This window comes from Spirilliplanes yamanashiensis (assembly GCF_016863475.1).
Lineage (GTDB): Bacteria > Actinomycetota > Actinomycetes > Mycobacteriales > Micromonosporaceae > Spirilliplanes > Spirilliplanes yamanashiensis.
In genome coordinates, this window is sequence record NZ_BOOY01000018.1 from 194,317 (window position 1) to 213,545 (window position 19,229).

16 protein-coding genes and 1 pseudogene are annotated in these 19,229 nt (G+C 74.9%); 11 read left to right on the plus strand and 6 right to left on the minus strand.

The features are described from left to right. Positions 1-4 precede the first annotated feature (4 nt). A complete protein-coding gene (locus Sya03_RS12915; RefSeq protein ID WP_203938488.1) occupies positions 5-943 on the minus strand; it encodes a carbohydrate kinase family protein in 939 nt (312 codons plus the stop codon). Between the two features lie 138 nt (positions 944-1,081). Between Sya03_RS12915 and Sya03_RS12920 the strand changes: the two genes are divergently transcribed. From Sya03_RS12920 to Sya03_RS12930, 3 genes are read left to right on the plus strand one after another with little or no spacing between them, the layout of a single operon-like run. After that, positions 1,082-1,720, plus strand: coding sequence for a superoxide dismutase family protein (locus tag Sya03_RS12920; protein ID WP_239107418.1), 639 nt, complete (start codon positions 1,082-1,084; stop codon positions 1,718-1,720). 53 nt (positions 1,721-1,773) lie between these two features. After that, positions 1,774-3,258 carry an aminopeptidase P N-terminal domain-containing protein gene (locus Sya03_RS12925; protein ID WP_203938489.1) on the plus strand — a complete coding sequence of 495 codons (1,485 nt, stop codon included), beginning with the start codon at positions 1,774-1,776 and terminating at the stop codon, positions 3,256-3,258. 43 nt (positions 3,259-3,301) lie between these two features. Continuing rightward, on the plus strand, positions 3,302-4,192 hold the full coding sequence (locus Sya03_RS12930; RefSeq protein WP_203938490.1) for a hypothetical protein: 891 nt from the start codon (positions 3,302-3,304) through the stop codon (positions 4,190-4,192). Here the strand turns inward: Sya03_RS12930 and Sya03_RS12935 are convergent. The 3 genes and pseudogenes from Sya03_RS12935 to Sya03_RS12945 form a co-directional block, all read right to left on the minus strand. Continuing rightward, the gene (locus Sya03_RS12935; RefSeq protein WP_203938491.1) at positions 4,171-4,539 is read right to left on the minus strand and encodes a nuclear transport factor 2 family protein; all 369 of its coding nucleotides are present in this window, start codon (positions 4,537-4,539) and stop codon (positions 4,171-4,173) included. The genes Sya03_RS12930 and Sya03_RS12935 overlap by 22 nt on opposite strands. 1 nt (position 4,540) lies before the next feature. Further along, a pseudogene (pulA, locus tag Sya03_RS12940) lies at positions 4,541-7,804 on the minus strand (pullulanase-type alpha-1,6-glucosidase); the annotation flags it as partial. 110 nt (positions 7,805-7,914) lie between these two features. Further along, on the minus strand, positions 7,915-8,304 hold the full coding sequence (locus Sya03_RS12945) for a DUF6841 family protein (protein WP_203938492.1): 390 nt from the start codon (positions 8,302-8,304) through the stop codon (positions 7,915-7,917). A 111-nt stretch (positions 8,305-8,415) separates the two neighbouring features. Here Sya03_RS12945 and Sya03_RS12950 point away from each other — a divergent pair, with 111 nt between their 5' ends. The 3 genes from Sya03_RS12950 to Sya03_RS12960 all read left to right on the plus strand — a co-directional run bounded on the left by Sya03_RS12950 (position 8,416) and on the right by Sya03_RS12960 (position 13,645). Then, on the plus strand, positions 8,416-10,386 hold the full coding sequence (locus tag Sya03_RS12950) for a glycosyltransferase (RefSeq protein WP_203938493.1): 1,971 nt from the start codon (positions 8,416-8,418) through the stop codon (positions 10,384-10,386). 146 nt (positions 10,387-10,532) lie between these two features. Then, positions 10,533-13,328, plus strand: coding sequence for an aconitate hydratase AcnA (acnA, locus tag Sya03_RS12955; protein WP_203938494.1), 2,796 nt, complete (start codon positions 10,533-10,535; stop codon positions 13,326-13,328). Between the two features lie 71 nt (positions 13,329-13,399). Continuing rightward, positions 13,400-13,645 (plus strand): DUF2630 family protein, encoded by a 246-nt coding sequence (locus Sya03_RS12960; protein WP_203938495.1) that lies wholly within the window; start codon positions 13,400-13,402, stop codon positions 13,643-13,645. A gap of 45 nt (positions 13,646-13,690) precedes the next feature. Here Sya03_RS12960 and Sya03_RS12965 read toward each other — a convergent pair whose 3' ends face one another. Beyond that, a complete protein-coding gene (locus Sya03_RS12965) occupies positions 13,691-14,605 on the minus strand; it encodes a serine protein kinase RIO (protein ID WP_239107420.1) in 915 nt (304 codons plus the stop codon). Positions 14,606-14,810: 205 nt separating this feature from the next. Here Sya03_RS12965 and Sya03_RS12970 point away from each other — a divergent pair, with 205 nt between their 5' ends. Beyond that, positions 14,811-15,494 carry a GNAT family N-acetyltransferase gene (locus tag Sya03_RS12970; RefSeq protein ID WP_203938497.1) on the plus strand — a complete coding sequence of 228 codons (684 nt, stop codon included), beginning with the start codon at positions 14,811-14,813 and terminating at the stop codon, positions 15,492-15,494. Between the two features lie 97 nt (positions 15,495-15,591). Here the strand turns inward: Sya03_RS12970 and Sya03_RS12975 are convergent, their stop codons facing one another. Beyond that, the gene (locus Sya03_RS12975) at positions 15,592-16,239 is read right to left on the minus strand and encodes an HAD family hydrolase (protein WP_203938498.1); all 648 of its coding nucleotides are present in this window, start codon (positions 16,237-16,239) and stop codon (positions 15,592-15,594) included. 163 nt (positions 16,240-16,402) lie between these two features. On the opposite strand from Sya03_RS12975, the gene Sya03_RS12980 reads away from it, so the two are divergent. Genes Sya03_RS12980 through Sya03_RS12995 form a run of 4 tightly spaced genes read left to right on the plus strand, consistent with a single transcriptional unit; the run spans position 16,403 to position 19,224 of the window. Continuing rightward, positions 16,403-16,975 (plus strand): TetR/AcrR family transcriptional regulator, encoded by a 573-nt coding sequence (locus Sya03_RS12980; protein WP_203938499.1) that lies wholly within the window; start codon positions 16,403-16,405, stop codon positions 16,973-16,975. Between the two features lie 52 nt (positions 16,976-17,027). Then, positions 17,028-17,942, plus strand: a complete 915-nt coding sequence (locus Sya03_RS12985; protein WP_203938500.1) for a TIGR04222 domain-containing membrane protein — start codon at positions 17,028-17,030, stop codon at positions 17,940-17,942. Further along, a complete protein-coding gene (locus Sya03_RS12990; RefSeq protein WP_370872159.1) occupies positions 17,930-18,784 on the plus strand; it encodes an MbnB/TglH/ChrH family RiPP precursor modification enzyme in 855 nt (284 codons plus the stop codon). The genes Sya03_RS12985 and Sya03_RS12990 overlap by 13 nt, the downstream gene beginning before the upstream one ends. Beyond that, positions 18,781-19,224 carry an SCO6045 C-terminal-like domain-containing protein gene (locus Sya03_RS12995; protein WP_203938501.1) on the plus strand — a complete coding sequence of 148 codons (444 nt, stop codon included), beginning with the start codon at positions 18,781-18,783 and terminating at the stop codon, positions 19,222-19,224. Before Sya03_RS12990 ends, Sya03_RS12995 begins: the two co-directional genes overlap by 4 nt. Positions 19,225-19,229 lie beyond the last annotated feature (5 nt).

A 19,229-nucleotide genomic window follows, 5' to 3' on the forward strand; every position in this document is an offset into this window, starting at 1 on the left:
GCGGTCAGTCCAGCGGTCCCCACCGGTCGGTCAGCTCCTGCTCGGTGGGCATCGCGGCCGCACCGCCGTGGCGCTCGCAGACCAGGCCGGCCACGGCCAGGGCGAAGCGCACGTTGCGCTGCCAGCCGGCCAGGTCGGCGGGGATGCCGTCGGCCAGCAGCCGGCGGATGAGCGCGCCCATGACCGAGTCGCCGGCGCCGGTGGCGTCCACGGCGGTGACGGTCGGCGCGGGCAGCATCGCGGTGCTGCCGGCTGCCGAGACGAGGCCGCCGCGCGGGCCGCAGGTGACCACGACGCTGCGGGCGCCCAGGTCGCGGATGTGCTGGGCGGCCGCCTCGGGTGAGGCGCCGTCGTAGAGCACGGCGGCGTCGGCTGAGCTGAGCTTGACCAGGTCGGCGGTGGCCATGAACTCCTCGACGAGCTCGCGCAGCGCGGTGACGGCGGCGACGTCGGGCAGCAGCCGTGGGCGCACGTTCGGGTCGAAGACGCGGATCGGGCCGCTCTGCCGCCAGGCGTGCCGGGCGGCGGACACGAACGGCTCGCGCAGCAGGCTGATGGAGCCCGTGTACAGCACGGCGGCGTCGCCGATCAGCCCGGCGGGCACGTCGTCGGGGGTGAGCAGGGCGTACGAGGGCGGCTCGCCGTAGAAGTGGAACTCGGGCTCGGCGCCGTCGTAGGTGGCGACGGCCAGCGCGCTCGGGGCGGCGACGCGGCGCACCGCCTTGGTGCCGACGCCCGCGTCGACCAGGGTGCGGGCGACCCGGTCGCCGAGCACGTCGTCGCCGACGGAGCCGGCGAACTCGACCTGGCCGCCGAGCCGGGACACCCCGACGGCGACGTTCAGCGGTGCGCCGCCGATGACCTGCCGGTACGCAGGTTCGCCGGCGACCGTGGTCTCCAGCAGGTCGACGAGCGCCTCTCCCAGCACCACCGCGTAGCCCATGGCCGTCCCTCCGCCGCGTGTTTCCCCCAGGCTTCCCCTCTCCGGGACGGAACGCCAGGGGCAGCCCGATGCTCGCCCGATTTGCAGCAATTCTTGCGATAGTGGGGGCGTTCACGTTCCTGTCCCGGAGGAGAAGCCGTGCGCCGCCGACCCGCTCTCACCGCCCTGCTGCTGGTCCCCGCCCTCGCCGCCGGCGCCACCGCGTGCGGCACGGGCGGCGACGAGACCGGCGCCCTGCCCGTGCCCCGGCCCGGGGGCTCCGCCCCGATCGTGCCCGGCGGCGTGCTCGGCGCCGGGATCGACGAGGGCACCTTCGCGCCCTGGGCGGTCAACGAGACCGCCGTCACGTACGACCCCGCCGTGGTGCCCGTCGGCGCCACCGCCTCGCTGTCCATCGCGCCCGAGACCAACGGGGCCACGGTGACGCTGCTGGTCACCGGCATGCTGGCCAAGCGCGGCTACGGCGCGCACCTGCACACCGCGCCGTGCGGCCCCGACGGCGCCGCCGCCGGCCCGCACTACCAGCACACCGCCGACCCGGCGGCGACCGCGGACCCGTCGGTCGACTCCGCCTACGCCAACCCCGCGAACGAGGTCTGGCTGGACTTCACCGCCGACGACCGCGGGGCCGCCACCGTCACCGCCAGCGGCGCCTGGAAGCTCGACGGCCCGGACCGCCCGCGGTCGCTCGTCATCCACGCCGACCGCACCGCCACCGCCGACGGCGCGGCCGGCACGGCGGGCCCCCGCGCGGCCTGCCTGACGCTGTCGGCCTGACCGGCCCGCGCGGTACGGTCGAGCCCGGGGCACACGGGAGAAGGGACCGCACGATGACCGAGGACCAGCAGCCGGCCGCCCAGCCTGCCGCCGAGCCGACCGTCCAGCCGGCCGACCAGCCGAGGACCGAATCGCACGACCCCGACTTCCCGGAGACGTTCCTGCAGTTCATGCGCACCGGCTGGCGCGACGACCCGCTGACCGTGGCGCCGCGCCCGGAGACCCCGCACTACGCCAAGCGGCGCGCCGCGCTCGCCGAGGCGTTCCCCGGCGACACCCTGGTCATCCCGACCGGGCCCGAGAAGACGCGCGCCAACGACACCGAGTACCACTTCCGCCCGGGCAGCGACTTCGCGTACCTGACCGGCGACCACGACCCCGACGGCGTGCTGATCCTGACGCCCGGCGGCGACGCGGTGCTCTACACCCGGCAGCGCTCCTCGCGCGACAACGACGAGTTCTTCCGCAGCCGCGACGGCGAGCTGTGGGTCGGCCGCCGGCACACCCTCGCGGAGAAGGCGACGGAGCTCGGCATCGAGACCCGCCCGTACGCCGACCTGCCCCGCGCCCTGGCCGAGTGTGCGCCCGCCCGCACCCGCGTGCTGCGCGGCCTCGACCCGCGCGTCGACCGTTCCGTGCTGATCCACGAGGCCGACCGCGACCGCGAGCTGGCCGCGGCCGTGTCCGAGGCGAAGCTGGTCAAGGACGAGTGGGAGATCGCCCAGCTGCAGGAGGCCATCGACGCCACCGTGCGCGGCTTCGAGGACGTGGCCCGGGTCCTGCCCGCCGACCGCCCGGTGTCCGAGCGGCTGCTGGAGGGCGTGTTCGGGCTGCGCGCCCGGCACGACGGCAACGACGTCGGCTACAGCTCCATCGTCGGCGCGGGCAGCCACGCGACGATCCTGCACTGGGTGCGCAACCACGGCCGCACCACGCCCGGCGACCTGCTGCTGATGGACATGGGCGTCGAGGGCAACCGGCTCTACACCGCCGACGTGACCCGCACGGTGCCCGTCTCCGGCACGTTCACGCCGCTGCAGCGGCAGGTCTACGACATCGTGCACGCCTCCCAGCAGGCCGGCATGGACGCGATCCGGCCCGGCGTGAAGTTCCGCGACGTCCACCTGACCTGCATGCGGGTGCTCGCCGAGGGCCTGAGCGACCTGGGCGTGCTGCCGGTCAGCCCCGACGAGGCGATGGACCCGCAGTCCACCGTCTACCGGCGCTGGTCGCTGCACGGCTTCGGCCACATGCTCGGCATCGACGTGCACGACTGCTCGGCGGCCCGCAAGGAGACCTACCGCGACGGCGCGCTCGCCGAGGGCTACGTGCTGACGGTCGAGCCCGGCCTGTACTTCCAGCCGGAGGACGACCTGGTGCCCGAGGAGCTGCGCGGCATCGGCGTGCGCATCGAGGACGACGTGCTGGTCACCGCCGACGGCTGCGTCAACCTGTCGGCCGGCCTGCCGCACTCGTCCGACCAGGTCGAGGCGTGGCTGGCGTCGCAGCGCGAGGCCGGCCCCCGGCTGCCCGGCTGATTTCTTCAAGACGGCGCGGCCCCGGGTGCGGCAGCCTGGGGCCATGACCGATCCGTTCGCCGCGGCGCACCGCTTCCTGCTCACCGAGGGACGGCTGCTGGAGCGCCGCCTGTTCGACACCGTGTTCCTCGGCGCGCCGCCCACCGGCGTCGCCGACGCGCTGCGCGGCTACGCCAACCCCGACGGCGGCCTCGGCCACGGCCTGGAGCCCGACACGTGCGGCCCGGCCAGCCTGCCGATCGCCGTCGAGCAGGGGCTGAACGCGTACGCCGACGCGGGCGCCGACGACCCGGAGCTGCTGCGCCGGGCCTGCGACTTCCTGGCGGGCGTCAGCACCCCCGACGGCGCCGTGGCGCTGGCCGCGCCCGTCATCGAGCGGTACCCGCGCGCCGCGCACATGACCGACTGGACGTACGTGCCGGGCGTCAACCCGACGGCAGGGCTGGCCGGGCTGCTGCACCGGGTCGGCTTCGCCCACCCGTGGCGGGACGCCGCCACCGCGTACTGCTGGGCGCAGCTGGAGTCGGGCGCGTACCCGGGCGAGGCGCACGCCCTGTCCGAACTGTTCGTCTTCCTGGCGCACGTGCCGGACCGCGAGCGCGCGGAGTCGCACGTGGCCGCGGTGGCCGGGCGGCTGGCCACGGCCGAGATGTTCCAGGCCGACGCGGGCGCCGAGGGCTACGGCCTGACGCCGCTGGCGATCGCGCCCGCCGCCGACTCGCCATGGCGGCGCCTGTTCACCGAGGAGCAGCTCGCCGGGCACCTGGACGCGCTGGCGGCGGCGCAGCAGGACGACGGGGGCTGGCCGATCACCTGGGACCCGCCCGGCACGGCGTCGCGGCTGGCGTGGCGCGGCATCGTGACGCTCGGGGCACTGCGCACGCTGGTGTCGTACGGCCGGCTCGCCCCGCCTCAGGGCTTCGGCGGGGCGTAGGGCCACTCCTCGAACGCCGTGCAGCGGCCCTCGTCGTCGAAGCGCAGCACCCACAGGTCCAGCCACTCCTGCGCCGGGTCGTGGTAGCGCACGGACACCCGGGCGACCGCGGTGCGGTCCTCGACGGCGAGGACCTCGGCCACCATGTCGAAGCTTTCGCCGGGGCCGTCGCGCTCCGCCTCCCACATCGCGGCGATCGCGTCCAGGCCGGCGACGGGCTCCCGGTACGGCCCCTGCCGGTAGGTGGCGTCCGCCGCGAACAGGCCGGCCAGCCCGGCCGTGCCCGCCGTGCGCCACGCGGTCTCGTAGTCGTCGATCCAGACCGTCACCTGCTCGCGCGTGACCATGTCAGCTCTCCACGTAGACGGCGACGGAGCGGCCCGGGACGGTGCAGGTGCCGGTGGCCGGGTCGACGGCGGCGGTGCGCAGCACCGGGTCGGCCGACTCGCGCAGCACCGGGTGCAGCGCCACGTGCGCGCCGATGAGCGCGGGCACGGTCTGCCACGCCGGGTCGGGCCCCGCGTTGATCACCACGGTCACCGAGCGCCAGCGCGGGTCGAGCCCGGCGCCGTCGAGGTGCATGGTGAGCACGCCCGGGGTCTCCCCCGGCCCGCTGAGCGGGAACGTCAGCCGCCGCTGCACCTCGTCGAGCGTGGGCAGGCCGAACAGGGGCGACGACGCCCGGACGCGCAGCAGCTCGGCGAACCGCGCCTCGGCGAACGCGATCGTCGCCGGGTCGGGCACCAGCGAGGCGTCGGCCAGCAGCGGCGCCGCGTACGGCCAGGCGTGCTCGTTGTCGGCGAACGGCGGCAGGCCCAGCCCGAAACCGTTGCCCTGCGCGGGGTCCCAGCGGATGGCGTTGAACCAGTCGCCGGAGTTGTAGGAGTTGCGGTCGAGCGACTTGCTGCGCAGCCGCTCCGAGCCGAGGGCGAAGAACCCGACGCCCTGGCCGAGCAGCACCAGCGCCAGCGCGACGAGCTGCGCCCGCGCCCGGTCCAGCGGCGCGGTCTCGACGGGCAGCTTGAATGCCAGCGCGTCGTACAGGATCTCGTTGTCGTGCGCGTCGACGTAGGTGACGCACTCCCCCGGCGCCCCGGCGTAGCCGGTGGGCGAGCCGTTGTAGTCGACCTGCGCGCCGGTGACGTGCCGGCCGCGGTGGTCGGTGAACATGTAGGCCGCCAGGTTGCCGGTCAGCCCCACCTTGATCCGGTCCTGCAGGTGCAGCAGCGTCTCGCGCTGGCGGTGCAGGTCGCCGTTGACCCCGTCGCCGTTGGGGGCGGTCCACAGGCCGGTGGCGAAGCCCTGGGCGCGGGGGTTGTCCTCGAACGCGACGCCGCCGCGGGCCGCGTCGCGCAGCCGGTCGTTGAAGCTGCCGATGCCGGTGCCGGCCAGGTGGCGCTGGGTGGCCTGCACGAACCGGGCATCGCCGGCGACCTCGCCGAACTCCCAGCCCTCGCCGTACAGGTAGATGTCGCGGCCGCCGGGCAGGGCGTCGAGGGCGGCGCGCACGTCGAGCATGAGCCGGCGCGGGTGGTGGCCCATCAGGTCGAACCGGAAGCCGTCGACGCGGTAGTGCCGGGCCCAGAACACCACCGAGTCGACGACGAGCCGGGCCGTCATGGCGTGCTCGGAGGCCGTGTTGGAGCAGCAGGTGGAGGCGGCGACGGTGCCGTCGGCGAGCAGCCGGTGGTAGTAGCCGGGCACGATCCGGTCGAGGACGCTGTACGGCGCCAGCCCGTCGGCCATCGTGTGGTTGTAGACGACGTCCATGACGACGCGCAGCCCGGCGGCGTGCAGGGCGGCGACCATCTCGCGGAACTCCCGGGTGCGCGCCGGGCCGTCGGGGTCGGTGGCGAACGAGCCCTCCGGCACGTTGTAGTGCAGCGGGTCGTAGCCCCAGTTCCAGCCGTCGCGGTCGGCGACGGCGGCCACCCGGGCCTGCGGCTCGGGCGAGTCCGGCGGGAACGACGCCAGGTCGCCCTCGGGCTCGGCCTGGTCGGCGCGGCGGTCCGGCACGGTGGCGAAGTCGAACGCGGGCAGCAGGTGCAGGTGGGTGAGCCCGGCGTCGGCGAGGCGGCGCAGGTGCCGCACCGACGTCGCGTCCGGGTGGGTGAACGCCCGGTAGGTGCCGCGGTGCTCCGCCGGCACGGACGCGTCCAGGTACGAGAACTCCCGCACGGACGTCTCGGCGATGACGGCGCGGGCGGGCGGCACCGGGCGCGGCGGCGGCCGGTCCCAGCCGGGCGGCGCGAGCGCCGGGTCGGTCAGGTCGGCGATGACGGCGTGCGCGGAGCCGGCGGTGAGGGCGACGGCGTACGGGTCGGTGACGCTCTCGGTGACGACGGCCTGCGCGGCCGGGTGCCACACCTCGACGGCGAACCGATAGGCGCGGCCCAGCCACTTGTGCCGCCCGGTGACCGACCAGATGCCGGTGGCGTCGTCGCGGGTCATCGGGTGCTCGCGCGGCTCCTCGCCGGGCGCCTTCCACAGCTGCAGCGTGACGGTGCGGGCGGTCGGCGCCCACACCGCCAGGGTGGGCCGGCCGTCCTCCAGGCCCGGCCCGATCGGCGCGTCGCGGGCGTCGGCGTACAGGTCGTCGAGGATGCCGGGCAGCTGGACGCCGGTGACGGTGACGACGCGGCCCTCGGCGTCGAGGCCGACGACGAGCAGCTGGCCGCGCAGCAGCTCGCCGAGCCGGGCCGGGTCGTTCTCCGGCACGGCCAGCGCCCGGTACGACCCGAGGTGCGGGAACTGCCGCCGCTGCACCTGGAACAGCCCGCCGGGGCGCGCGGTCAGCGGCAGCGCCTTGCGCTCACCGGCCAGCTCGCCGCCGGCCATGCGCAGGGTGCCGCTGACCGGCCAGGCCAGCTCGTGGGTGACGGCGAGGTCGGCGTGCTCCGGCGGCAGCGCGATGGTGCCCCGGTCGACGAAGACGGCCAGCGACCGGGCCGGGTCCAGCTCGGGGCCGAGGCTGCGCAGCTGCGGCCGGACGGGGGCGCGCTCACCGGCCAGCAGCCACACCTCGCGGGTGTCGCGCAGGTCGAGGCGCTGGTCGACGGGCAGGTCCTTGGCCTCGCCGCGGTGCAGCACGTAGCGCAGCCCGGCCGCGCCCGGCTCGACCGGCACCCGGTAGACGGCGCCGAACGCGTCGAACCCGGCGGGGGCGAGCGGCTCGTGCCAGCTGGTGGGCTCGGCGACGCCCTCCCAGACGTGCAGCCCCCAGCCGTCGTGGTCGCCGTCCGGGCGGTGGTGGTGGATGGTGACGACGTCGTCCGGCGCCGCGGCGGCCGCGACGGTGTGGGTGACGATGGCGGGCGGCGGGGCGTCGTGCAGGGCGGGGTCGCCGTGCACCAGCCAGATCTCCGGCGTCTCGGACGGGTCCACGTAGCGGTCGAGGGCGACGTCCTTGCCGCCGTGCCGGTCGACCACAAGGAACCCGACGTCGCGGGCGCCCGGGGCGAGGCGCACCCAGGCGAAGCGGCCGGTCGCGTCCTCGCCGGCGAACGGCTGCCCGACCGGCCAGCCGACCGGCTCCGCGACGTCGCCCCAGGCGTACAGGCTCCAGTCGTCGTACGCGCCGTCGCCGCGGTGGTAGTGCACGACGAGGAAGTCGGGCCCGGTGCCGGGCGGGGTCGCGGGGGCGTCGGGCGCGGGTACTGCGATGTCGGCCTGCACCAACTGTTGGTATCCGATCCGCGGGGCCGCGGCAACCGAAACCGGGGTCAGTGGGTCGCGATGACGGTGCAGATGCGCCAGCCGGCCGGCTCCAGGCGGACCAGGTAGCGGTAGGAGTCGCCGGGCACGGCGCAGCCGGTGGCGTCGAGGTACTCCCAGGTCACGGCGACCATTGCGAGCGCGCTGCCGAGCTGCTGCACGTCGGAGATCTGCGCGTGGGCGGCGACGATGCGCTGCTCGCGGTAGCTCGGGGCGGCGCCGAGGAACGACAGGGCGACGGCGGCCGGGGAGGTGAACGTGAAGCTGTAGCTGCCGGAGACCACCATGCCGGGCAGGGTGTAGCACCCGGCGATGCCGGCGACGTCGCCCATGGTCAGCGCGGCGCCGTAGCGGTCGAAGAAGTCCGTCAGCTCGTCGGTCCCCGTGGGCGTCGTCACGTCGTCCGTGATATCCCGTTCCGGCGCGCCGCAAACTCCCAACCGCTGGCAATCCCCGTCTAGGGTGACAACCGCCGTGGGACGGCAACGGGTGAAAGGCTCGCAGACGACGTGAAGATCCTCTTTCTGCTCACCGACGGGTTCGGCATCGGCGGCACGATCCGCACGACGTTCAACCTCGCGGCGACGCTCGCCGACCGGGGGCACGAGGTCGAGGTGCTCAGCACGTCGCGCCGCCGCGACGTGCCGAACATGCCGCTCGACCCGCGGGTGCGCCTGACCGCCGTGGTCGACGGCCGCAAGGACCACCCGGGGCACGGCGCGGGCGACCCGGACCGCGGCCGCCCGGCGGTGGTGTACCCGAAGGACGACTTCCGCGCGTACGACTACGACCTGCTGGTCGAGAAGCGGTACCGGGCGTACCTCGGCGGGCACGACGCCGACGCGGTCATCGCCACCCGGCCGGGCCTCATCGCGTACGCGGCCCAGTTCGCCCGCCGCGGCACCGTGAAGGTGGGCCAGGAGCACCTGACCCGCGGCATGCACCGCAAAGGGCTGCGCACCGCCATGGCGCCGCACTACCGCAAGCTCGACGCCCTGGTGACGGTCTCGCAGGCGGACGCCGACGACTACGCCGCGCACGGCCTGGGCACCCGGGTGCTGTTCATCCCGAACAGCGTGCAGGCGCCGGGCGTCCCACCCTCGGACGGCGCCGCGAAGATGGTGGTGGCGGCCGGGCGGCTGGTCGCCAGCAAGCGCTACGACGTGCTGCTGCGGGCCTGGGCGAAGGTCACCGCGCAGCACCCGGACTGGCAGCTGCGCATCTACGGCGGCGGCGAGAAGAACACCGAGCTGCGGGCGCTCGTCACGGAGCTGGGCCTGCACAACACGGTGCTGATGATCGGGCCGCACTCCCCCATCGAGCCGGAGTGGGCCAAGGGCGCCGTCGCGGCGGTCACCTCCGACAAGGAGTCGTTCGGCATGACGCTCGTCGAGGCGATGCGCGTCGGCGTGCCGGTGGTCAGCACGGACGCCCCGTACGGGCCGCGGGAGATCATCGCCGACGGCGTCGACGGCCGGCTCACGCCGGTGGGCGACCCCGGCGCGCTGGCCGACGCGCTGTCCGAGCTGATCGCCGACCCGGCGCGGCGCGCGGCGATGGCGGCGGCGGCGCTGCGCAACTCCGAGCGCTACGACCCGGCGGCCATCGCCGAGCGCTACGAGCAGCTGCTGACGGAGCTGGCGGCCCGGCCCGCGCGCCGGCTGGGCCGGCTGCTGCAGGGGCCGGCGCGGCCCGGCACGGCGCTGGAGCTGGCCCCGCAGGCGGCGCAGCCGGTCGCCGACACGCTGAACACGCCGGACGGCGGCGTCGAGGTGCGGCTGCCCGCCGCGGCGGTGACCGAGGGCTGCGCGCTGGCCTGGGACGGCGACGGCGCGGGGTCGGTGCCGGTCACGCCGGGGGCGCCGGTGCGGCTGCCCGACCTGCCGGAGGGCACGTACAACCTGCACCTGGCGGCGGCCGACGGCGCTCGGCAGCCGCTGCTGGCGGGGCTGCGCGACACCCGGGCCCTGCTGACCGCGGGCCCGGCCCCGGACGGCGGGGTGGCGGTCATGCTGCCGTTCCGGCACACCACCGGCCCGCTCGCGGTGCGCGTGTGGCGCCGGCCGGCGCACGCCGAGATGGGCGACGTGCACCTGGACGGCGCGCGGCTGCAGGCGCACGGCCGGCTGTTCGGGGCGGCGCTCGCCGACGGCGCCGCGCTGGAGCTGCGGCACCGCACGGACGCGTCCCGCACCCACGTCACCCCGGTCGTGGCGGCGGCCGGCGGCTGGCGCTTCGACCTCGACGTGGCGGCGTTCGCCGCGCTGCTGACGCCGGAGCCGGCGGAGGACTACTGGGACGCCTGGCTGCGGCCCGGGGCGGGCGCGGAGCCGCTGCGGCTGGGCCGGGTGCTCGACGACGTGATGCACAAGGGCCTGGCGTACGTGCTGCCGGCCGCGGTGGTCGGCGGGTACACGGTCCAGCCGTTCTACGCCATCCGCAACGTGCTGTCGCTGCGGGTCACCGCACCGGCCGCCTGACCGGGCACCCCGGGTTGCGACGGCTTACAAGACGGACGTACGGTTTACACGTGACGCCGCCCCGCGGGCCCAGGTAAGTCCTGCCTTACCCGCGGGCCATGGAACGCGGTGCGGAAGACTGGTGAGGACGACTCACGGTCGCTGGTGTGAAGGAGTACGACGTGGCGAGCCTCGACACCTTCGGTGCGAAGAGCCAGCTGCGCGTCGATGACGCGAGCTACGAGATTTACACGATCGACAAGGTGGACGGCCATCAGCGCCTGCCGTACTCCCTGAAGATCCTGCTGGAGAACCTGCTGCGGACCGAGGACGGCGCGAACATCACCGCCGACCACATCCGGGCCCTCGGCGGCTGGGACCCGGCGGCCGACCCCAGCGTCGAGATCCAGTTCACCCCGGCCCGGGTCCTGATGCAGGACTTCACCGGCGTGCCCTGCGTGGTCGACCTGGCCACCATGCGCGAGGCCGTCCGCGATCTCGGCGGCGACCCGTCGAAGGTCAACCCGCTCGCGCCGGCCGAGCTGGTCATCGACCACTCGGTCATCGCCGACCTGTTCGGCCGCGAGGACGCCTTCGCCCGCAACGTCGAGCTGGAGTACCAGCGCAACCGCGAGCGCTACCAGTTCCTGCGCTGGGGCCAGACCGCGTTCAACGAGTTCAAGGTCGTCCCGCCCGGCACCGGCATCGTGCACCAGGTCAACATCGAGTACCTGGCCCGCACGATCATGGAGCGGGGCGGTGTCGCGTACCCGGACACGGTCGTCGGCACCGACTCGCACACCACGATGGTCAACGGCCTGGGCGTGCTCGGCTGGGGCGTCGGCGGCATCGAGGCCGAGGCCGCGATGCTGGGCCAGCCGGTCAGCATGCTGATCCCGCGCGTCGTCGGCTTCAAGCTCTCCGGCGACATGCCCGCCGGCACCACCGCCACCGACCTGGTCCTCGTGATCACCGAGATGCTGCGCAAGCACGGCGTCGTCGGCAAGTTCGTCGAGTTCTACGGCCCCGGCGTCGCCGCCGTGCCGCTGGCCAACCGGGCCACCATCGGCAACATGTCGCCCGAGTACGGCTCGACCGCGGCGATCTTCCCGATCGACGCCGAGACGATCAAGTACCTCCAGCTCACCGGCCGCACCGAGGCCCAGGTCAAGCTCGTCGAGGCGTACGCCAAGCGGCAGGGCCTGTGGCACGACCCGGACGCCGAGCCGGACTACTCCGAGCGCCTCGAGCTCGACCTGTCGACCATCGAGCCGTCGCTGGCCGGCCCGAAGCGCCCGCAGGACCGGGTGCCGCTGAACCGGTCCAAGCCGATGTTCCGCGAGGTGCTCGCCAACTACGTCGACCACGGCGGCGTCGAGGGCCACGCCGACGAGGCCAGCGCCGAGTCGTTCCCGGCCAGCGACCCGCCCGCCAACGGCGTCGAGGACGAGGCCGACAAGCCGCACCTGGTCACCGCCGCGACCGGCGCCACCGGCCGCCCGTCGAAGCCGACCCGCGTCGCCGGCGAGGACGGCACGGAGTTCGAGCTGGACCACGGCGCGGTCGTCATCGCCGCCATCACGTCCTGCACCAACACGTCGAACCCGCAGGTCATGATCGGCGCGGCGCTGCTCGCCCGCAACGCCGTCGACCGCGGCCTGAACCGCAAGCCGTGGGTGAAGACCACGCTCGCGCCGGGTTCGAAGGTCGTCATGGACTACTACGACCGGGCCGGGCTCACGCCGTACCTCGACAAGCTCGGCTTCAACCTGGTCGGCTACGGCTGCACCACCTGCATCGGCAACTCCGGCCCGCTGCCCGAGGCCATCTCGGCGGCGGTCAACGAGGCCGACCTCACGGTCGTGTCGGTGCTGTCCGGCAACCGCAACTTCGAGGGCCGGATCAACCCGGACGTCAAGATGAACTACCTGGCGTCCCCGCCCCTGGTCGTCGCGTACGCCCTGGCCGGCACCATGGACATCGACCTGGCCACCGAGCCGCTCGGCACGGGCTCGGACGGCAAGCCGGTGTTCCTCGCCGACATCTGGCCGAACTCCAAGGAGATCGACGACACGATCGCCTCGGCCATCGGCGCCACCGGCTTCAGCGCCGCCTACTCCGACGTGTTCGCGGGCGACGAGGCGTGGCAGTCGCTGCCCACCCCCACCGGCGACACGTTCTCGTGGGCCGAGGAGTCGACGTACGTGCGCAAGCCCCCGTACTTCGAGGGCATGGCGGCGCAGCCGGAGCCGGTCGGCGACATCACCGGCGCGCGGGTGCTCGCCAAGCTGGGCGACTCGGTCACCACCGACCACATCTCGCCCGCCAGCTCCATCAAGGCCGACTCCCCCGCCGGCAAGTACCTGGCGGAGCACGGCGTCCCGCGGCACGAGTTCAACTCCTACGGCTCGCGGCGCGGCAACCACGAGGTCATGATCCGCGGCACGTTCGCCAACATCCGGCTGCGCAACCAGCTGGTGCCGGGCGTCGAGGGCGGCTTCACGGTCAACCACCTGACCGGCGAGCAGACCACCATCTACGACGCGTCGCAGGCGTACCAGGAGGCCGGCGTGCCGCTGGTCATCCTCGCGGGCAAGGAGTACGGCTCGGGCTCGTCGCGCGACTGGGCGGCCAAGGGCACGATGCTGCTGGGCGTGCGCGCCGTCATCGCCGAGTCGTACGAGCGCATCCACCGCTCGAACCTCATCGGCATGGGCGTGCTGCCGCTGCAGTTCCCGCAGGGGGCCGGCGCGGAGTCGCTGGGGCTGTCCGGCACCGAGACGTTCACGATCACCGGCGTGACCGGGCTCAACGAGGGCCGGATCCCGTCGACGGTCACGGTCCGCACGGACACCGGCGTCGAGTTCGAGGCCGACGTCCGGATCGACACCCCCGGCGAGGCCGACTACTACCGGCACGGCGGCATCCTGCAGTACGTCCTGCGCAAGATGCTGGCGAGCTGACCCCCACGCCACATCCAGCGCCCCCGTCGTCCGGCCGGACGGCGGGGGCGCTGCTGTGTCAGGCTCGGGGCATGGACGACAAGACCGTACTGAGCCGGATCACCGACCTCGTCGACGAGGAGCACAAACTGCGGGCGCAGGTGTCCGCGGGCGAGCTGTCCAGCGACGAGGAGCGCCAGCGCCTCAACCAGCTGGAAGAGGCACTCGACCAGTGCTGGGACCTGCTGCGCCGGCGCCGGGCCGCCCGCGCCCAGGGCAACGACCCGGACGCCGAGCAGCCGCGCGACATCCCGCAGGTCGAGGGCTACCTGCAGTGAGCGGCGGCCCGCCGGAGCGTTCCGGCGGGCCACCACCGTCGCCGGTCAGCGCAGCCCCGCCGCGAACAGCAGCTCGGCGACCAGGGCGTCGCCGTCCGCGGCCAGCCCGCGTGCCTGGAACCACTTGGTCACCACGCCGACGTCGCGGACGAGGAAGTCGGCGCCCTGCGGGTTCGCCACCACGTCGATCACCTGCGGCAGGTCGATCATGACCAGCCGCCCGTCGTGCACGAGCAGGTTGTACGGCGACAGGTCGCCGTGCGCCAGCCCGGCCCGGGCCAGCACCGTGAGGGCGTCGACGAGCTGGTCCCACAGGGAGGCCAGCTCGGCCGGGCCCGGCCGGGTCTGCGCGAGCCGCGGCGCGGCCTGACCGGCCTCGGCGTCGCCGACGAACTCCAGCAGCAGCTCGGTGCCGAGCAGCTGCACCGGGTACGGCACCCGGATGGCGCCGGACTGCTGCCCCAGCACCCACAGGCGGCTGAGCGCGTCGAACTCGGCGGCCGCCCACTGCCCCGCGATGAGCTGCTTGCCGAACGCGGTGCGGGTGGCCATGGCCCGGGTCTCGCGGGAGCGCCGCACCCGGCGCCCCTCGAGGTAGCCGGCGTCGCGGTGGAACATGCGGTGGTCCGGGTCGCGGTACCGCTTGACGGCCAGCAGGCACGACCGGCCGTCCGGCACGCCGCGGCGCACCAGGTGGACGTCGGCCTCCTTGCCGGTCTTCAGGATGCCGAGCTCGGTGTCGACGGCGGCCAGCTCGGTGACCACCCAGTCGGGGTAGGGCTCGGGCCCGCGCAGGCCGGTGTCCCAGCTGGACCAGCGGTCGCCGGCGTCGGGCAGGTCGGGGTCCGTCGCGAGCTGCGGCTCGCGGCGGGACAGCTTCAGATCGGCCGGGTCGTCGTCGTCGAACCGGCGGCGGCCGCGCTTGACGGTGGTGGGGCCGAAGGAATCGTGCTCGCGCAACGGAGGATCTCCTGGGTCGAGAAGAGGAAAAGGGTGAGCCGGGTCGAGCGCACGGCAACGACAGCAGCCATTTCTCGCCACCTCCCTCTCGTTCTCGGCCCGGACCCGCACGTCCGGCGCGGGCATGACGATGCCGGGCGGCCCCGGCCGGCGTCAACCGATTAATCGGGTGACCGCCGCGGACGGGGTCCGGCAGACTCGGGCCATGACGTCGCTGACCGTCGGCGCGGCCGACCCCGAGCTGGAGAAGCGGCTCTCCGACGAGCTGGACGCCATCAACGTGGCCGCCATCGGCGCCGGCGAGGAGCGCCCGTTCTCGATCCGGCTCACCACCGCCGACGGCGAGCTGGCCGGCGGCCTCACCGGCTGGACGTGGGACCGCTGCGGCGGCATCAGCTCGCTGTGGGTCGCCGAGTCGCTGCGCGGCCAGGGCTGGGGGGCGCGCCTGATGGCGGCCGCCGAGCGGGAGATCGCGGCGCGCGGCTGTGACCGGGCCCTGGTGTCCACGATGTCGTTCCAGGCGCCGGGCTTCTACCGGCGGCTGGGGTACGACGAGATCGGCCGCGTCCCGGACATGCCGGGCGGCTCGGCGAAGCACCAGTTCCACAAGCGACTGTCGGGCCCGCCGCGGCTGCGGCTGGTGGCGATCGTCGAGGACTGCACGCCGGCGGTGCGCGCATACGAGGACGCGGTGCTGGCCCTGCTGCCGCGCCACGGCGGCCGCCTGGAACACCGTCTGATCAGTGTGGACGGACGCACCGAGGTGCAGACCATCTCGTTCGCCGGCGAATCCGGCTACCACGCCTTCCTGGCCGACCCGCAGCGCGCCGCGCACCGGGCCGCGCTGGGCGGCGAGGCCCCGAACGCCCGCGTCGTGCCGATCGCGTGAATCCCGCCCGGCTGCGGCTCTCGGCGCAGTGGCACGCCGGGCTGCGGGCGCCGCGCACGGAGCACGTGGTGCCGCCGGGGGCCGGGCACCGCGTGCTCTAGCGGGCCGCCATGATCGCCGACAGGCCCTGGATGACGTTGCCGACGACGCGGGTCGGGGTGAACCGGCGGTCGACCCAGTCGCGGCCGCGGTGCACCCACACGCTGGGCAGGCCCATGGCGGCGGCGCCGCCGATGTCGGCCTCGGGGCTGTCGCCGAGCACCCACGCCCCGGCCAGGCGCATGCGCACCCGCTGGGCGGCGAGCGCGAAGATGCGCGGGTTGGGCTTGCTGACGCCCGCCTGCTCGGAGATGACCCAGTCGGCCACGTACCGGTCGAGGCCGGTGCGCCGGATGCGGACGTCCTGCTGCTCGACCGGGCCGTTGGTGACCACGACGGGGACCCAGCCGGCGTCGCCGGCGATCTGCAGCGCGCACGCCACCAGCGGGTCGAGGCGCTCGTAGGCCAGCGGCCCCTCGTGCAGCTCGTCGAGGAGATCGATGGACGGCACCCGCAGCCGGTACCGGTCGCGGATGGCGTCGGCGAGGTCCCAGCGGGAGGTCAGGCCGTCGGCATCTACGGAGAGTAGCCATTCGAGATCATCGTGTGGTGCCCCGATCTCGTCGAGGAACCCCTTCGCCCACAGCCTGAAGGCCCCGCTCCGATCGAGCAGGGTGTCGTCCAGCGCCAGGAAGACGAGAGGCACGGCAGCACTCTACGTGAGGTCACGGTCGGGCGAACAGGGCGTGAATGTTAACAAGCCATGGCCGTGATGGCGGAATTCGCATCATCCGGTCAGGGGGACCTCGTCACTGGCAAGCCGTACGTACGGATTGCAAGCGCCACCGCCCGCGTGACACGATTCCGCCGTGCCCAGGGTGAGTCAGGACCAGCTCGACGCGCGCCGCCACGAGATCCTCGCCGCGGCACGCACGTGCTTCGCCCGGCTCGGCTACGAGGGTGCCACCGTGCGCCGGCTCGAGGAAGCCACCGGGCTGTCCCGCGGCGCGATATTCCACCACTTCCGGGACAAGGAGTCATTGTTCCTCGCCGTCGCCGAGGACGACGCCGCCGCCATGGTGGAGACTGTCGCCCGCAACGGCCTGGTGCAGGTGATGCGCGACCTGCTCACCCGCGCCGACTCCAGCGACGTCGCCGGCTGGCTCGGCAGCCAGCTGGAGGTGTCCCGGCGGCTGCGCACCGACCCGGCGTTCGCCGGGCGCTGGGCGGAGCGGTCCCGGGCCATCGCCGACGCCACCCGCGAGCGGCTCCAGCGCCAGCGCGAGGCCGGCGTCCTGCGCGACGACGTGCCCGTCGAGGTGCTCACCCAACTGCTCGAGCTGGCGTACGACGGCATGGTCCTGCACCTGGCCACCGGCCGGCCCGCCGGCGAGCTGAGCCGGGTGCTCGACCTGGTCGAGGAAGCGGTCCGGCGGCGTTGACCGGGCCTGCACAATGAGGACTCTCAGGGTCCGCACAGCCAGGAGGTAGGTCATGGTCCTCGCCGCCACCGGTGACACCTGGGGCATCCCCGGCCCCACCTTCATCACCGGCTACCTGGTCGCCGCGGCCCTGCTCGTCGTGCTCGCCACCCTGCACCGCACCGTGCTGCTGGGCGGCGGGCGGGACGCGTTCACCGCGCCGATGGGCCCGCAGCAGGCCGCCTACCTCAACGGCGGCCCGCGCCTCGCCCTCTACGCGGCGCTGGCCGGGCTGCGCGTCTCCGGCGCCATCGGCTCCGAGGCCCACACCGGGGCGCTCACCACCACCGGGCCCCGCCCGCTCGGCCTCACCCCGCTCGACAACGCCGTGTACGACGCCGCCCACCGCCGCGTGCGCACCCGCGACCTGGGCGCCGACCCGGGCGTGCGCAGCGCGCTCGACGGCCTGCGCGCCGGCCTGGAGAGCGCCGGCTGGGCGCTGACCGACGGCCAGCGGGGCACGATCCGGCTGTGGGGTGTGGCGGCCCTGTTCCTGGTCGGCGTCGGCTTCCTGCGGCTCATGGCCGGTCTGCAGAACGACCGGCCGGTCGCCTTCCTCGTCCTGGCCCTGATCGCCATGGTCGGCACCGCCGTCTACCTCCTGACCCGGGTGCCGGTGCAGACCCGCGCCGGGCGCGCCGCCGTGCGCCGGCTGCGCGGCGAGCAGGCGCACCTCGCCCCGGCCCTGTCGCCCGCGTACGCCACCTACGGCGCCGCAGGCGCCGCGATGGGCGTGGCGCTGTTCGGCGCCGCGTCCCTGTGGGCGCTCGACCCGGCGTTCGCCGCCCAGGCCGAGATCCAGCGCCAGGCGGCCGCGTCCGGCTACAGCGGCTCGTCCGGCTGCGGCGGCGGCTCCTCCTCGTCCGACAGCGGTGGGGGCTCCTCGTGCGGTGGCGGCGGGGGCTGCGGCGGCGGGTGCGGCGGGTGACCACCCCCGTGAACACCCCGGCGACCACCCCGGCGTACGGCGTCGGCATCGGCTGGCGCCCCGAGATCGCCGGCGTCGTCGCGGGCCTGCCCGGGCTGCGCTTCGCCGAGGTCGTCGCCGAGTCCGTGCACCCGCACGCCCCGCTGCCCGACGCCCTCGCCGCGCTGGTGGACCGCGGCGTCGCCGTCGTCCCGCACGGCGTGCGCCTCAACCTCGGCGGCGCCGAGCCCGTCGAGGCGGCCCGCGTCACCGCCTTCGCCGCCGTCGCCGAGCGCCTGCGGGCCCCGCTGGCCAGCGAGCACATCGCCTTCGTCCGGGCGGGCGGGGTCGAGGCCGGGCACCTGCTGCCGCTGCCGCGCACCCGCGAGGCGGTTGCCGCGGTCGCCGCCAACGTGCGCCGCGTCCAGGACGAGCTGGCCGTCCCGCTCGCCCTCGAACCCATCGCCGCCCTGTTCGACTGGCCCGACGACGAGCTGACCGAGGCCGAGTTCGTCACGGCGATCCTCGACGCCACCGGCGCGCGGCTGCTGCTCGACGTCGCCAACGTGTACGCCAACGCCCGCAACCGCGGCGCCGACCCGCTCGCCGTGCTCGCCGCCCTGCCCCTCGACCGGGTCGCGTACGTGCACGTCGCGGGCGGCGCCGAGCACGACGGCGTCTACCACGACACGCACACCGACGCCGTCCCGGCGGAGGTGCTGGCCCTGGTCACCGAGCTGTGCGCCCGGCACCGCCCGCCGGCGCTGATGCTGGAGCGCGACGGCCACTACCCGCCCGAGGCCGACCTGCGCGCCGAGCTCGACGCCATCGCCGCCGCGGCCGGCTACCCCGCGGTTACATGACCGGCCCGCTCGCCGACCGGCAGGCCGCCCTGGTCGCGGCCCTGACCGCGGGCGCGCCCGTCCCGCCCGGCTTCGACGCCCGGCTGGTGGAGGTGGCCCGCACCGCCCTGCTGCGCAAGCGGGCCGGCGAGGTGGCCCGGCAGTGGCCGCTGCTCGCCGCCGCCCACGGCCCGCGCTGGCCCGCCACGTTCGCGGCGTGGGCCGCCGCCCGCCCCACCAACGGCTCGGTGCGCGACGGCTGGGACCTGGCCCGCGCCCAGGCCGCGTCCGGCGTCCTCCCCCGGCTGGCCGCCGAGGAGCTGGCCGCCCGCGAGGCCACCTTCCGCTACGACGGCACGGGCGCCGTGCGCCGCCGCCGCGCGCCCGCCCTGGCCCGCGCCGCCGGCGCCGTCGCCGTGCAGGTGGGGGGCCGGGTCCGGCTGCTGCGCCGCCCCGCCTGAGCCGA